Origin of the sequence: Anoxybacillus tengchongensis, from assembly GCF_014201585.1 — a bacterium.
Classification (GTDB): domain Bacteria; phylum Bacillota; class Bacilli; order Bacillales; family Anoxybacillaceae; genus Anoxybacillus; species Anoxybacillus tengchongensis.
In genome coordinates this window covers 1-13,542 of the sequence record NZ_JACHES010000013.1, presented here as the reverse complement: position 1 = coordinate 13,542, position 13,542 = coordinate 1, and the positions used below count along the sequence as shown (strand labels likewise).

Here is a 13,542-nt window from a genome sequence, read left to right as displayed (position 1 = left end):
ACATGTAGCTCTCTCTATTTGTTAGTGAAACGGGGTGAAAACATGTGTGGCTTTGTTGGGGTTATATATGATCAACCAAATCAAATATGCGGTGAATGGAAACAAACGTTTCGTCAGATGAATGATGCGATTATTCATCGTGGACCAGATGACGAAGGATATTTTTTCGATGAGCATGTGCATTTTGCTTTTCGTCGTCTGAGCATTATTGATTTAGAGGCAGGTCATCAGCCGCTTTCCTATGAAAATGATCGATATTGGATTATTTTTAATGGAGAAATTTACAACTATATTGAACTGCGCGAGCAACTTGAGCAAAAAGGATATAAATTTACGACACATTCAGATACAGAAGTTATTTTAGCGTTATATGCTGAAACAAAAGAGGCTTGTGTTCAGCAATTGCGCGGTATGTTTGCTTTCGTCATTTGGGATAAAGAAGAAAAAATAGTATTTGCTGCACGCGATCCGTTTGGTATTAAGCCATTTTTTTATACGATTGAAGATGATCGTCTTCTCGTTGCTTCGGAAAAGAAAAGCCTCTTATTAGCAATTGATGGAGATATCAACAGAGAAGCACTCCATCATTATTTAACGTTTCAATATGTGCCAGAGCCACTTACAATGACAGGAAATATTTGTAGACTGAAGCCTGGGCATTATATCAAGAAAAAAATTGGCGAGCAACCAATGTTTGTTCGTTATTTTACCCCAACATTTACGCCGATCCATCAATCAGAAGAAAAGTGGATTAGTGATATTCGCGATGCACTATTCAAATCGATTGAAGTGCATATGCGTAGCGATGTGCCTGTCGGTTCTTTTTTATCCGGTGGGATTGATTCTTCCCTTGTTGTTGCGATAGCTAAACAATTTCATCCGCAGCTCGAGACATTTTCGGTTGGATTTGCCCGAGAAGGGTTTAGTGAAATAGATGTGGCGAAAGAAACAGCTGATCAGCTACATGTTCGACATTACAGCTATATTATTTCTCCAGAAGAATACGTACAAGCACTTCCACGTATTATGTGGCATATGGATGACCCACTTGCTGATCCTGCCGCTGTCCCGCTTTATTTTGTCGCTCGTGAAGCGAGAAAGCGTGTGACGGTCGTTTTATCAGGTGAAGGGGCAGATGAATTATTTGGAGGTTACAATATTTACCGTGAACCACATTCTTTACGCCTGTTTAATCATCTCCCTCAGCCGATGAAGCATGTATTACGCATGCTCGCTCGTCTTCTTCCAGAAGGAGTGAAAGGAAAAAGTTTTATTGAACGCGGTACGACACCATTGCGTGATAGATATATTGGCAACGCAAAAATGTTTGAGGAAAAAGAAAAAGCCCTTATATTAAAAGGATACAAGAGCGATTGGAAATATACGAACGTAACGAAACATTTATATGATGAAACAGCGTTATACGATCCCGTCGAACAAATGCAATATGTCGATTTGCATACGTGGTTATGTGGAGATATTTTGTTAAAGGCTGACAAAATGACGATGGCTCATTCGCTTGAGTTGCGTGTCCCGTTTTTAGATAAAGAAGTGTTCGCTGTGGCTAAACATATACCTGCTCACTTGAAAACAGCTAACGGTACAACAAAGTATATATTGCGGAAAGTGGCAGAAGGCATTGTTCCAGATCACGTATTGCATCGTAAAAAACTCGGTTTTCCTGTTCCGATTCGTCATTGGTTAAAAGATGAGTTGTACGATTGGGCAAAAACGATGATCCAACAAAGTGAAACGAATCATTTATTCCATAAGCATGTTCTTTTGCAGTTGCTTAATGACCATGCGACAGGAAAAGCCGATTATAGTCGAAAATTATGGACGGTACTGATGTTTATCGTTTGGCATGCCGTGTACGTAGAAGAAAAGTACGATTTTGCAAAGCTATCTCCACTTCTTCGCTCTTACGCGTAACGAGACTCGCGTTTATGCATCACTTGTTCATAGTGGGAAAGAAGTTCGGTGAATATGCTGTTCCAGTCTTTCGTTTTTGCGTATTCCCGAGCGGCTTTCCCCATTTGTTTTCGTTTTTCTTTATTTTCTAACATATATTCAATTGCTGCTCGCCAAGCGTTTAAATCATGAGGAGGGCACAATAAACCTGTTTGTTGCTCTTTCACAATTGTTGTTACGCCACCACGATTTGCGCAAACAACAGGAGTTCCTGATGCGAATGATTCTAATACGACATTGCCAAACGTTTCTGTTGGTGATGGAAATGCTAGTACATCTGCGAATGCATATGCTTCAGCGAGTGCCTCTCCGCTTAAAAAACCTGTAAACGTCACATTGCTTGGAGCTACTTGTTGTAATTGCCCTTTTAGCGGTCCGTCTCCAACGATCATCCAACGAATAGAAGATGGCATTTGTTTGGCGAGTTGGATGAGTAAATCGACATTTTTTTCCCGCGCTAACCGTCCGACATATAAAACGATATACGGTTCAGTAATGCCATATGCTTGTCGAAATGGCTGGTTGTCTTCTCTCGGATAAAACGTTGTGCAATCGACGCCACGCGACCAAATGTGTAAGTTTGTAAAGCCACGCTGTTGCAAGTGATTGAGCGTTTCTTCAGAAGGGATGAAAATTTTTTCGGCAGAACGATGAAACCAATGCATATAACGCCAAAGCCACGGTGATAAAAAATCGAGGTTGTAGTAGTGTAAGTATTGATCAAAATGGGTATGATAAGAAGCGACGAAGGGGATATTCATTTTTTTGGCATAATGCAAACCACACAAACCAATATTAAATGGAGTAGCAATGTGGATGAGCGTTGGTCGAAATTGCTCTAGCTGCTCTCTTATAGTCATCATGTTTGGGATTGCCAAACGACATTCGGGATAAAGAAAAAAACGAAAGCTTTTGAAGTGATAAATACAATTTGTCGAAACATCTTCTGACCGCGTTTCCGGAGCGAAAACGCGGTATTCAACTTGGTGGTTTTCTAAAAAATCGACCCATCTTTTTAATGTACGGGCTACCCCGTTTACTTCAGGGGCGAATGTGTCAGTGAATAAAGCAATTTTCATGCCCATTCCTCCCTTATAAAATGACAGAAAATGAAGCGACGCCAAACAACGTACCGAGCATACAACCAGCAAGCACATCAGACGGATAATGGAGCCCTAAATAAATGCGCGAAACAGCGACACTACATGCGATCGGCAACAGCCAAATCATTAATGGTGGAGCGTATAATAAAAATGGAATAACGACAGAGAATGTGGCCGTCGTATGTCCTGATGGAAATGAATGGTCAGTTAATGGGTTTTTTGTTACTTTCGTGTTATGCAGTGAAATATACGGTCGTTTGCGAGGATACATTTTTTTCATTATTGCGACAGGAATATGGCTAAGTGCTAAGGCGATCGCACTTGCGATAGCAGTATCGCGCCATTCATCATGCAATAACCAAATGGCTAGCATAACCGCTGTAATTGAAAATGTTGCGCCTCCGATGTGTGTAATCGAACGAAAATAGGCGTTTAGCCATTTCCGATCAAAATAACGATTAATGCTGTAAAACAACTTGCATTCCCAATCGTACCATTTTCGTAACATAAGCAAATCCCCCTGAATTTATGATAAAATATATATGTTAAGTCAATAATAAAACAATGTAAAAATACCACGCTCTTATTTATTGCGTGGTTTGTTTAATTGAAGCGACTTATAATATTGTCCTTTTTCAACATATTCGCGGCGAATGCGTGCCATTTCACGCTCATCTTCTTCAGTTAGTTCACGAATCACTTTCGCTGGGCGTCCGAATGCGAGTGTGCGAGGAGGGATTTTTTTCCCTTGAGGCACGAGGCTGCCAGCACCGATAAACGCACCTTCACCAATTTCAGCACCGTCTAAAACGATCGAACCCATGCCGACGAGAGCGCCTTTTCTAATGATCGCACTATGTAAAATGACTTGATGACCAACGGTGACATCATCTTCAATGATGAGTGGATTGTTTGGACTTTGATGAAGGACAGAGTTGTCTTGAATGTTTACACGGTTACCGATGATTGTCGGCGCGACATCTCCGCGAATGACCGTGTTAAACCAAACGCTCGTTTCCTCTCCAATCGTTACATCGCCTGTAATTGTGACATAATCTGCAATAAAGGCGGAAGGTGCAATGTTTGGTGTATGTTCTTTATAAGGATAAATCATTTGACTCGTTCCTTTCGTTTCAATTTGTTATATTTAGTGTACAAATTTTTCGGCTATTCGTAAATATAAAGGGGGGCAGTATATGTGGAAATGGGAAGGAGAAAACGCGAAAGGAACGATCGTGATCGTTCACGGTGCAGCTGAGCATCACGGTCGTTATAAATGGTTGATTGAAATGTTTCGCATGCACGGTTTTCACGTTGTTGCAGGAGATTTACCGGGGCAAGGAACGACATCACGCAGTCGAAGAGGACATATCGATTCATTTGACGAATATATTGAAGCAGTCGCAAGTTGGGTTCATGAAGCAAGCGTGTATGAACAGCCTATTTTTTTACTCGGTCACAGCATGGGTGGGCTCATTGTTATTCGTACATTGCAAGAAAAGCGTCTTCCTGTGCGCGGTGTCATTTTATCTTCTCCATGTTTAGGGCTCGTTCATTATCCGTCCAAAGCACTTGAAATCGCCTCGCGCATTTTAAATGTCATTCATCCGAAAAAGCGGTTTCCATCTGGATTAACGGTAGAAATGGCAACACGAAATGAAGAAGTGCGTGAGATGGATAAAAACGATTCATTATATGTAACAAAAGTGTCTGTTCGTTGGTATCGCGAGTTAGTGAAGGCGATTCGTATCGCGCACGAAAAAATGGCAGACTTGCCAGACGTGCCAATGCTTGTCATGCAGGCGGGGGATGACAAAATTGTCGATAAAAGTGCAGTGAAATCATGGTTTGATCAGCTGACGGTAAGCGAAAAAGTGTATAAAGAATGGCCAAAGCTATATCACGAAATTTTTAACGAACTTGAACGTGAACAAGTATTTTTATATGCCCATACGTTTTTAACTTTGCAACTGCAAAGGAGTGAACTCATTGAACGTTCCAACAAATCCGTTTAGTCTCATGCGAGCTGTATACCGTCGTGTTTTTCCGCTCGTTCACCGCGAACTAGCTATTTGGAAAAAAAGAGCAGAAGCTATTCCAGATGAAGAATTGCGCAAACAAGCGTTAGCGAGCATCGCAACAAAAACGTTTCATTGTGAGGGAGGCGCCATTTTATCTTTACTTGCAGGAAAAGAAATGGAGCGATGCATTCGTTTTATCGTTGCTTATCAAACGATTAGTGATTATTTAGATAATTTATGCGATCGCAGCACGTCGCTTGATCCGACCGATTTTCGTGCGTTGCACGATTCGATGATCCATGCGTTAACTATCGGCGCAAAAAAAGAGGCGTATTATCGCTATCGTGCCGAACAAGAGGACGGTGGCTATTTGCATGCTCTTGTCGATACGTGCCAAGAAATGTTACAAGAAGTGAAACATTATGACGTCATTGCTCCATTTTTACATGAACTTGCATCATATTATTGTGACTTACAAGTACATAAACATGTAAAAGAGGAAGAGCGTATTCCGCGCTTGAAGCAATGGTTCGCTAAGCATGAAGCATCGTTGCCGAAAATGGAGTGGTACGAATTTTCCGCCTGTTCTGGTTCGACGCTCGGTATTTTTTGTTTAGTCGCTTACGCTTATAACGACTCGTTTGATATTCGTCTCGCTGAACGGGTACGGAATAGCTATTTTCCATATGTACAAGGATTGCATATTTTGCTTGATTATTTCATTGATCAAGAAGAAGATCGGCAAGGTGGAGATTTAAACTTTTGTTTTTATTATCCAAATGAGGAGACATTATTTGCTCGTTTATGCCATTTCGTTGAAGAAGCAGAACGCCATATTGCGCAGTTGCCGCATCGTGAATTTCATCGCTTTATTCATCGTGGTTTGCTCGGATTATATTTATCAGATGAAAAAGTGCATGGGCAAGAAACCATTCGTAAGCTAGCGAAACAATTGTTGCGCGCTGGTGGCATGACATCTCACTTCTTTTATTGGAACGGCAGAATGTATCGAAAATGGCAAAGATGGATGTATGTATGAGAAAATTGCTATATAATGAAAGAAAAGAAAAGAGGGATGATCATGTCGTTGCCTCGCTTTTCGCATGTGACGTATGAACAATATTTAATGATGCGCCAAAATAGTGATGAAAGGTTAGAATACATTAATGGTGTTGTTTATATGACTCCTTCGCCTAGCATTCAGCATCAACTTGTATCGAGCAATCTTCATACGATATTTGGGAATTATTTAAAAAGAAAGACATGTAAAGTATTTGCGGCTCCAACGGATATTGAATTAGTGAGTGAGAAATGTTCTGAGCGAAAACTTGTCATTCCTGATTTAAGCATTATTTGTGATCCATCAGGATTTACAGACACAAAATATGTTGGCGTTCCAACGTTAATTGTTGAAATATTGAGCCCTTCCAATCAAGCGCATGATTTAGTAACGAAATTTAATTTATATATGGAATATGGTGTAAAAGAATATTGGATCGTTAATCCGATGAAACAAGCAGTTACCGTTTATGCATTAAATGAAGACGGGTTGTATGAGCAGGCAGATATTAAGGTGAGCATAGGGATTGTTCAATCTGTTTACTTTTCGGATTTGTTTGTTGATTTAGAAGAAATATTTCACTAACTAAACAAAAGTAGCGATAGGGAGAACCGATCGCTACTTTTTTACCTCTTCTCAATCGCGACGATAAACGGTGGATAGTTGACTTGATTCATAAATTCGTATCGAATGACATGCGCGCGTTGTTGATCGATTGCTGAGACGTATTGCAAAAGGGCATCCCGTTCGATCGCTCCTTCAGGATGACCGTGGTAAATCACGAGTACAATGACTCCTTCAGGAGCCATGATGTCGAGCAACTGTTCAATGGCAGCAATCGTTGAGTTTGGCCTTGTGACAATTTGTTTATCTCCCCCGGGCAAATAGCCGAGATTAAACATCGCTCCGGTAATGCGCCCTTTATATTCGGAGGGAATATGCACATAAAGTTCTGCGTGGCTTGCTTGCACAAGCGTGACCCGTGATTCCATATGATGTTCGCGCAATCGTTTTGTCGTGTTTTCAATCGCTTGTGCTTGAATGTCGAACCCGAACACATGTCCAGACGGTCCGACACGTTCAGCTAAGTAAAGCGTATCATGACCGTTACCAACCGTTGCATCGACGACGATATCCCCTTCTTTGACCGCTAAATCGATGAGCGAGCGCGCAAACGGTAAAATGCGCATTAGTTTCATCATCTTTCTTCCTTTCGCACATATTTTTTTCCTTGATAACTATTACGTCGCTCTAGTTCAGCATCGATAGCGTTTAACACTTCCCATTTGTTGACGCTCCACATCGGACCGATCATTAAATCGATTGGACCATCTCCTGTAATGCGATGAACGATCATTTCTGGCGGCAATACTTCTAACTGATCGCAAACGAGTTGAACATACTCATCGAACGTTAAAAAGCGAAGCATTCCTTTTTCATATTGTTTTACCATTGGTGTTCCTTTTAACAAATGAAGCAAATGTATTTTAATCCCTTGCACATCTAAATGCGCGACCGCCTTTGCTGTTTCCATCATCATGTCGTACGTTTCAAGCGGCAATCCGTTAATAATATGAGCACAAACACGAATGCCGTGTTTGCGTAGCTTTTGTACCCCTTCTACATAACATGAAAAGTCATGTGCTCGGTTAATTAAAGCAGCTGTTTGTTCATGAACAGTTTGCAAGCCAAGCTCGACCCATAAATACGTTCGCTCATTCAATTCGGCTAAATAGTCAACGACATCATCCGGCAAACAGTCAGGTCGTGTCGCGATTGATAAACCGACGACCCCTTCTAAATGTAATACGGTTTCGTATTTTTCACGCAATACGTCAACAGGAGCGTGCGTATTTGTGAACGCTTGAAAATAGGCAATGTATTTGCCATCTCTCCATTTCGTATGCATTTTTTCTTTAATCGTATGAAATTGTGTCACTAAATCGTCCGTTCGTCTGCCAGCAAAGTCACCGGAACCCGCAGCGCTACAAAATGTGCAACCGCCGTATGCGACCGTACCGTCGCGATTTGGACAGTCAAATCCTGCATCAAGCGACACTTTAAACACTTTTTCACCGAACGTTTGGCGTAAATGATAATTCCATGTGTGGTACCGTTTATTGTCGTTTGTATATGGAAAAGGATTCATATTTATCACCTCGCATCATTTTAGCATTGTAGCACGTTTCAAGCGTGAAACTCAATGGTGCTGTGATAAATGACAAGAAAATGTACAAACTATAAAGCGATAGAGAAGAAAGGAAGGGATGCGTATGGCAACAAGACAGTCGATGGATGAATTTTTGCAGCATTGTGAAGATGTGCTTCGCTACGCGAAAGAGCAATATACGGAAGCGAGCAAGCTTGAACATTATAACGATACAGAATATGTAAAAGCACAGCAAATGCTTGAACATGCGGTGACCGATTTGGCGCATTTTTCGTTAAGTTGTAACGCCCAACAGCGCGAACAATTACATCGCATGCGCCTGCAGCTTGAACAATTACAAAACGATATGATTTTACTTCGTCACTAGGAGGAAAACGATGAAAAAACGTTCGAAACAAAACAATCCAGAACAAAAAACGTTGCATGCGAAAGATTTCGGTGATCCGATAAAAGAAGTGAAACAAAGGAATGCGAAAAAAGGGCAAGAAGCGAAAGCAGAATATCATAATGAAACATAATTTCCCCACTCGGACATGCTCCGGGTGGGGATAGTTTAGTTTTGTTTCAAAATGTCATCTAGTTTTTCTTTGGTAAGGTTTGTCACACCGTAAAAAACAGGATCAATATATGTGCTTGATGCTTCTCCTGCTAATTCATATTCAATTTTTGGTGTAATAATATAAAAATGAGCGTTTTGTTCTGTCTTTTCAGCAAGAGTAAAATACATATTTATTGTTTCGTTTGGACTTACACTCTGTTTTTCCGATTTATCGTTTATTTTTACATCTTTTGTCTGTAAATAAGTGTTTTCTACAGTTACACGCTTTATTTGGATCGTATGCTTTGAAATGTTTTTCAGCTTTGCTTGAAAAAATTGCGTATTTGGATAAGCTGTCACATACTCATTTTGTGGAGTAAATATTCCTTTCTCGTCTACAGCTAACTTAATTTGACCGATCGGGAATGTCTCTTTATATTTTTGATCAAATATGAGAGTTATTTTAGATAGTGTCGCGCTATTTGTTTCTTTTAAACGTAAATTTACAGCGATGTTAAATAATTGAAAGTCTTTATATTTATCACCTTTGATAAGATCATATTGCATGTCCTCGATTGCGTGTGAGATTTCAGGAAAGTCGATAGATGTTACGTTTGTTAGAGGGCTGTCACTTAATAAAATGAAATTAAGAACGAAAGGATCATCTTTTTTGGCTACATATACACCGTCCCATTTTCCAAAAACAATAAATCCTTTTATGTGTTCCGACTGGCATCCGAGAATAAGAAAACTAACGAGTGTACAGAAAATGAGAAAAGATTTTTTAATCATAAGCACTACTACCTTTTAGATTAGTTTTTGTAAACTACTTTTAAATAATGAGTTGAAGTTGGCTCGTATGCGTCATGGTGGGAGGTTGTTTCTTGACCAAATTTATCTTTTACTACTTTTACATAGTATTTATTAAAATCACCAAATAATCCAAGCTTTGAGTATTTATTTTTATCTGCAGGAATTTGAATAGCTACAGAATAAGATTTGCTTTTCGACCAACTTAGGTTAAGTTGATTTTTAATAGCTTCAGTGATATCAAAGGTTGCTCCACCTGTAATTTGTAACGTAGTTGTAGTAGTTTCTGACCATACATAGCGGTCAGAGTAGGCCCATGCTGAGGTTAAATAAGTTTGAAACTTTTCAGTAACAAGAGAAGGACCACTAATTTTTGTAACTTTATATGTTGCTTCACCACAAACGATACAATCCGAGTCATCTCCTTGGGGTTTCTGAGCCAATGAAGAGATTGGGGATATAAAAACAAGAATGAAAAATAAAAAGAATAGGTGTAAATTTTTCATTATTTATCCTTCCTTTCTAAAATTTATTATAAAACACCTTAATTATAAAAAAAAAGTAATAAAAAGTAAATAAAATTTTGAATTTTTATTTATATGAAAATTTGTTATATTGTTTAGTTATGAAACAACACTTAGTATGAGTAAAATATTTGTGGGAGAAAAGAAGACAGGTTCCTGATTTATACAAATTAGAAACCTGTCACATACGTAAGCAAAATAGATGAAAAATGGGCTCTCCTCCTGTAAGGTAGAAAGTGCGAAAAAAAACAACCAAAGAAAGGAGTGGAGCCCATGCAGGATTATATCACAAATGGAGTCACATGGAAAGACATTGAACAATCTTTGTTTCGGCATATGCAAAAAGAATATGGTCAACTGCTTCAACAGGTGTTGGAGGATATCGACCGCACATTGGCGGAAAAACGAGATAAAAAACGATACGCGCTCAAAGATAAGCGGATGATACGGATGCAGACGATGTTTGGGGAATTGGAAGTCAAGCGGAACTACTACTTCGATCGGGAAAAACAGGAGTATATCTGCTTGTTGGATGCTTTTCTTCAGTTTGAGGGGGCACATGGAGTCAGTCCGTTGTTAGAAGAAATAGCGATTCATCTGGCAGTGACAGGTTCATCGTATCGACAAGCTGCCCAGTCCTTAGAGAAATTGGTGGGATATGCGTGCATGAGCCACGAAACGATTCGTCAGTTGATTGTCGAGGCTGAAGTCGTTGGACACCGCAAGATGGAGAAAAAAGGTCGGGTATTTTTCATTGAGGCAGACGGACTATACGTCAAACGGCAACGAAGCCGCATGAAAGGAAAAGAAGAGAAAATTGTGACGATTCACCAAGGATGGGAGAAAAACGGCAAACGAGTTTCTTTGGTGAACCGACGCTACTATGTTCATCAAACGAATGAGCCAATCTGGGAAGCTGTCGAGAGCTTCTTAGTGAAAGAATATAGGTATGATCCACTAGAAGATTGGGTCGTCATCAATGGAGATGGTGCCCCATGGATCACAGGTTGTCGTGAATATTTCGGAGATAGAGGGGATATTGCAAGGGATATCCGACAATGGTTTCGTGATCATCCGGGATACCGAGCGATACGGAAAACACTGGCTTCACAAGATGAAGAAGGGGTATGAAAAGAGCTGACAAGTGCCGTGGGAACACTGGGAGACGAAGAGAAAGAACGGCAATTACAGGCACTTGTTCGTCGGATCGAAGAGCTACCTGGATGTTTGAGTGACTATCGCGCATATGGCTGCAGGAAAAAGGGATAGATACAACGAACATGCGAGCGATGGGCAGTGCAGAAAGAACGATGCATGTGTTTGCGAAGCGAAGTAAAAACGGTCGAAGTTGGAGGGATGCAGGAATTGATGCGATGTTACGGACCATGACCGTCATCAAAGATACGTTACCGATTCGTACACGCCGTGGAGTCATATGTCATGTGGAAGAGCGAGAAGAAACGAAACGAGAAGCGATCGTGAAAAAGGCAATGAAACACGTCTCATCTCGAATGAAGGAAGTGATTCGGGACAACATTCCGTATTTCCGTCAGTCTTCAGGAACACCGATCAGTCTTCAGGAACACCGATTTACGAGGTATTACAAGCATTGAAAGGTTTTTAAAAACACAGATATAGGCACATACCTACAGGATAAGAGTAGATAAAAGCGCTTACATGAAACAAGTCCATAAAACCATATATAACCAATAAAATCGGTCGAGAAAAAAATCTCCCACAAAGTCTTGACTCAAACAATGAAAGTGCTCTTGCATGGGGATTCTCCTTTCGAATGTTTGGTAGCACTTTCATTCTACAGGAGATCCGCAGGCAAGGGCTATTTTTATGCTTACTCGATTTTATCTAGTACCACGGGTTATAATTCCATTTTTTGTTGACATAAATTTTTACAATCTATATAATTATTAATAAAAATGAATATTTTAATAAAAACTTGCTCGTATATCCTCAGAAATATGGTCTGAGAGTTTCTACCCGGCAACCTTAAATTGCTGGACTACGAGTGAAAGTGAATCTAAGTCCATTTTATTCAGTAATTAAGAAAGATGAAGGGATATGGACGGGATTCATATACCTATTTATAAGTTGTACATATAGTATCGAAGACATCAACCCAAGAGGATAGGTTTTCACTCGTGAAACATTAATAGAAACCTATCCTCTTGGGTTTTTACTATTTATTCAGAAAACTATTTTTGTAGAGTGGGAGAGGTTAATGTATAAAAAATATGACAAAAGCAGATTTTCACCAGAACAAGAAAAGATTTCGATTTCAGAGTTTAGATGCGATTACCAACGAATACTAAGATCACCATACTTTCGTATTTTACATACTAAAACACAACTTATTCCATTTCCTCATAACCATAATTTACGGAATAGATTGATTCATTCTTTGGAAGTCAACGAAATCGCAGAAATAATTACTGAAAGAGTAAACAATCATTTGTTAAAAAATGATTTACCAACTATTGATTTAAATCTTATTCATGCGGCAACCTTTGCGCATGATATAGGACATCCTCCTTTTGGTCATAGTGCCGAAAGAAGTCTTGATAATATAATGAAATGCTTTGGGGGATTTGAATCCAATGCTCAAACAATAAGAATTGTAACTGAAGAATCTCATAATGTTACATTAAGAACTGTAGCCGCGCTTCTTAAACATAAAAATGTAATACCTCTTAAAAGGGAAGAAGAAGCGAATTTAATTAAGGGATATTATCAGGAGTCATCTATTTTTGTAAATAAAATTCTCCAGACTTACAATCAACCTGTTATTGAAGAATATATAATTGAACTCGCAGATGATATCTCTAATGCCATCTACGATATAAAAGACATGGTGGGTTTCTTTAGTAGAAATCAATTTGCTAATATTTTAAACTCAAATACTATACTTTCGTTAATATTAGAAGGTATAACATCTAACCCTAATTATAAGAATATTGATAATTTAGAGAGAATAATCAATTGTCTTTTCAATGAAATCAAAGATAATTTCTTGGAAGATTTTTTATCTGGCCAAATATCTAGGGAAAGATATGCATTAAATAAAATTGTTATTGAATTTATTGATTCCTTAGAATTTTGGTTCATCACCAAATTTTGTGATTTAGTGACAAAAAAGAGAAAGCACTGACGAGATCCTGGCAATAATGTTAGTGGTGAAATCAACATTAAGGAGGTCTCGTAAGTGCTTTCGATACCACTAGGATTGCCAGAATTGAAAGTGATTAAACAAGAACTTCATTCCTATGGTTATGCGATTCATGTAGAGAAAACAGAGACACAGGAACGCTGCCCTCATTGTGGGTTTGCCAC

The 13,542-nt window shown here is 39.3% G+C and carries 14 protein-coding genes, 2 pseudogenes and 1 riboswitch; of the genes and pseudogenes, 9 read left to right on the top strand and 7 right to left on the bottom strand.

Annotation, left to right across the window (positions count from 1 at the left end):
* Nucleotides 1-42 precede the first annotated feature (42 nt).
* A complete protein-coding gene (gene asnB / locus HNQ82_RS12460; RefSeq protein WP_183250042.1) occupies nucleotides 43-1,932 on the top strand; it encodes an asparagine synthase (glutamine-hydrolyzing) in 1,890 nt (629 codons plus the stop codon).
* On the opposite strand, the gene HNQ82_RS12455 is transcribed toward asnB, so the two are convergent.
* The 3 genes from HNQ82_RS12455 to HNQ82_RS12445 form a co-directional block, all read right to left on the bottom strand.
* The gene (locus tag HNQ82_RS12455; RefSeq protein WP_183250040.1) at nucleotides 1,923-3,050 is read right to left on the bottom strand and encodes a glycosyltransferase family 4 protein; all 1,128 of its coding nucleotides are present in this window, start codon (nucleotides 3,048-3,050) and stop codon (nucleotides 1,923-1,925) included. The two genes, asnB and HNQ82_RS12455, sit on opposite strands and share 10 nt — an antisense overlap.
* Before the next feature lie 13 nt (nucleotides 3,051-3,063).
* Nucleotides 3,064-3,582, bottom strand: coding sequence for a phosphatase PAP2 family protein (locus HNQ82_RS12450; RefSeq protein ID WP_183250038.1), 519 nt, complete (start codon nucleotides 3,580-3,582; stop codon nucleotides 3,064-3,066).
* Between the two features lie 75 nt (nucleotides 3,583-3,657).
* On the bottom strand, nucleotides 3,658-4,188 hold the full coding sequence (locus HNQ82_RS12445; RefSeq protein WP_183250036.1) for a gamma carbonic anhydrase: 531 nt from the start codon (nucleotides 4,186-4,188) through the stop codon (nucleotides 3,658-3,660).
* Between the two features lie 82 nt (nucleotides 4,189-4,270).
* Here HNQ82_RS12445 and HNQ82_RS12440 point away from each other — a divergent pair, with 82 nt between their 5' ends.
* The 3 genes from HNQ82_RS12440 to HNQ82_RS12430 are packed head-to-tail and all read left to right on the top strand — an operon-like array spanning nucleotide 4,271 to nucleotide 6,740.
* Nucleotides 4,271-5,089: an alpha/beta hydrolase gene (locus tag HNQ82_RS12440; protein WP_183250034.1), complete on the top strand. Its 819-nt coding sequence runs from the start codon at nucleotides 4,271-4,273 to the stop codon at nucleotides 5,087-5,089.
* Complete coding sequence (locus HNQ82_RS12435) at nucleotides 5,064-6,134, top strand: tetraprenyl-beta-curcumene synthase family protein (protein WP_183250032.1); 1,071 nt, start codon at nucleotides 5,064-5,066, stop codon at nucleotides 6,132-6,134. Before HNQ82_RS12440 ends, HNQ82_RS12435 begins: the two co-directional genes overlap by 26 nt.
* Before the next feature lie 42 nt (nucleotides 6,135-6,176).
* Nucleotides 6,177-6,740 carry a Uma2 family endonuclease gene (locus HNQ82_RS12430; protein ID WP_032100441.1) on the top strand — a complete coding sequence of 188 codons (564 nt, stop codon included), beginning with the start codon at nucleotides 6,177-6,179 and terminating at the stop codon, nucleotides 6,738-6,740.
* Between the two features lie 41 nt (nucleotides 6,741-6,781).
* Here HNQ82_RS12430 and mnmM read toward each other — a convergent pair whose 3' ends face one another.
* Both mnmM and mnmL read right to left on the bottom strand, forming a co-directional pair.
* On the bottom strand, nucleotides 6,782-7,354 hold the full coding sequence (gene mnmM, locus HNQ82_RS12425) for a tRNA 5-(aminomethyl)-2-thiouridylate-methyltransferase MnmM (RefSeq protein WP_032100440.1): 573 nt from the start codon (nucleotides 7,352-7,354) through the stop codon (nucleotides 6,782-6,784).
* On the bottom strand, nucleotides 7,354-8,304 hold the full coding sequence (gene mnmL / locus HNQ82_RS12420; protein ID WP_055440145.1) for a tRNA modification radical SAM protein MnmL/YtqA: 951 nt from the start codon (nucleotides 8,302-8,304) through the stop codon (nucleotides 7,354-7,356). The genes mnmM and mnmL overlap by 1 nt, the downstream gene beginning before the upstream one ends.
* 124 nt (nucleotides 8,305-8,428) lie before the next feature.
* Here mnmL and HNQ82_RS12415 point away from each other — a divergent pair, with 124 nt between their 5' ends.
* Both HNQ82_RS12415 and HNQ82_RS12410 read left to right on the top strand, forming a co-directional pair.
* Nucleotides 8,429-8,692 carry a YtzC family protein gene (locus tag HNQ82_RS12415; RefSeq protein ID WP_003397789.1) on the top strand — a complete coding sequence of 88 codons (264 nt, stop codon included), beginning with the start codon at nucleotides 8,429-8,431 and terminating at the stop codon, nucleotides 8,690-8,692.
* A gap of 10 nt (nucleotides 8,693-8,702) precedes the next feature.
* Nucleotides 8,703-8,843, top strand: a complete 141-nt coding sequence (locus tag HNQ82_RS12410; protein WP_009361597.1) for a hypothetical protein — start codon at nucleotides 8,703-8,705, stop codon at nucleotides 8,841-8,843.
* A gap of 35 nt (nucleotides 8,844-8,878) precedes the next feature.
* Here the strand turns inward: HNQ82_RS12410 and HNQ82_RS12405 are convergent, their stop codons facing one another.
* Nucleotides 8,879-9,655: a hypothetical protein gene (locus HNQ82_RS12405; RefSeq protein ID WP_183250030.1), complete on the bottom strand. Its 777-nt coding sequence runs from the start codon at nucleotides 9,653-9,655 to the stop codon at nucleotides 8,879-8,881.
* Nucleotides 9,656-9,675: 20 nt separating this feature from the next.
* The gene (locus tag HNQ82_RS12400; protein WP_183250028.1) at nucleotides 9,676-10,179 is read right to left on the bottom strand and encodes a hypothetical protein; all 504 of its coding nucleotides are present in this window, start codon (nucleotides 10,177-10,179) and stop codon (nucleotides 9,676-9,678) included.
* Nucleotides 10,180-10,470: 291 nt separating this feature from the next.
* Between HNQ82_RS12400 and HNQ82_RS12395 the strand changes: the two are divergent.
* From HNQ82_RS12395 to HNQ82_RS14760, 3 genes and pseudogenes are all read left to right on the top strand, one after another.
* A pseudogene (locus tag HNQ82_RS12395) lies at nucleotides 10,471-11,810 on the top strand (ISLre2 family transposase).
* A 325-nt stretch (nucleotides 11,811-12,135) separates the two neighbouring features.
* A riboswitch (purine riboswitch) is annotated at nucleotides 12,136-12,237 on the top strand.
* 196 nt (nucleotides 12,238-12,433) lie between these two features.
* Complete coding sequence (gene dgt / locus HNQ82_RS12390) at nucleotides 12,434-13,360, top strand: dGTP triphosphohydrolase (protein WP_183250026.1); 927 nt, start codon at nucleotides 12,434-12,436, stop codon at nucleotides 13,358-13,360.
* Between the two features lie 54 nt (nucleotides 13,361-13,414).
* Nucleotides 13,415-13,542, top strand: a pseudogene (locus HNQ82_RS14760) (ISL3 family transposase); the annotation flags it as partial.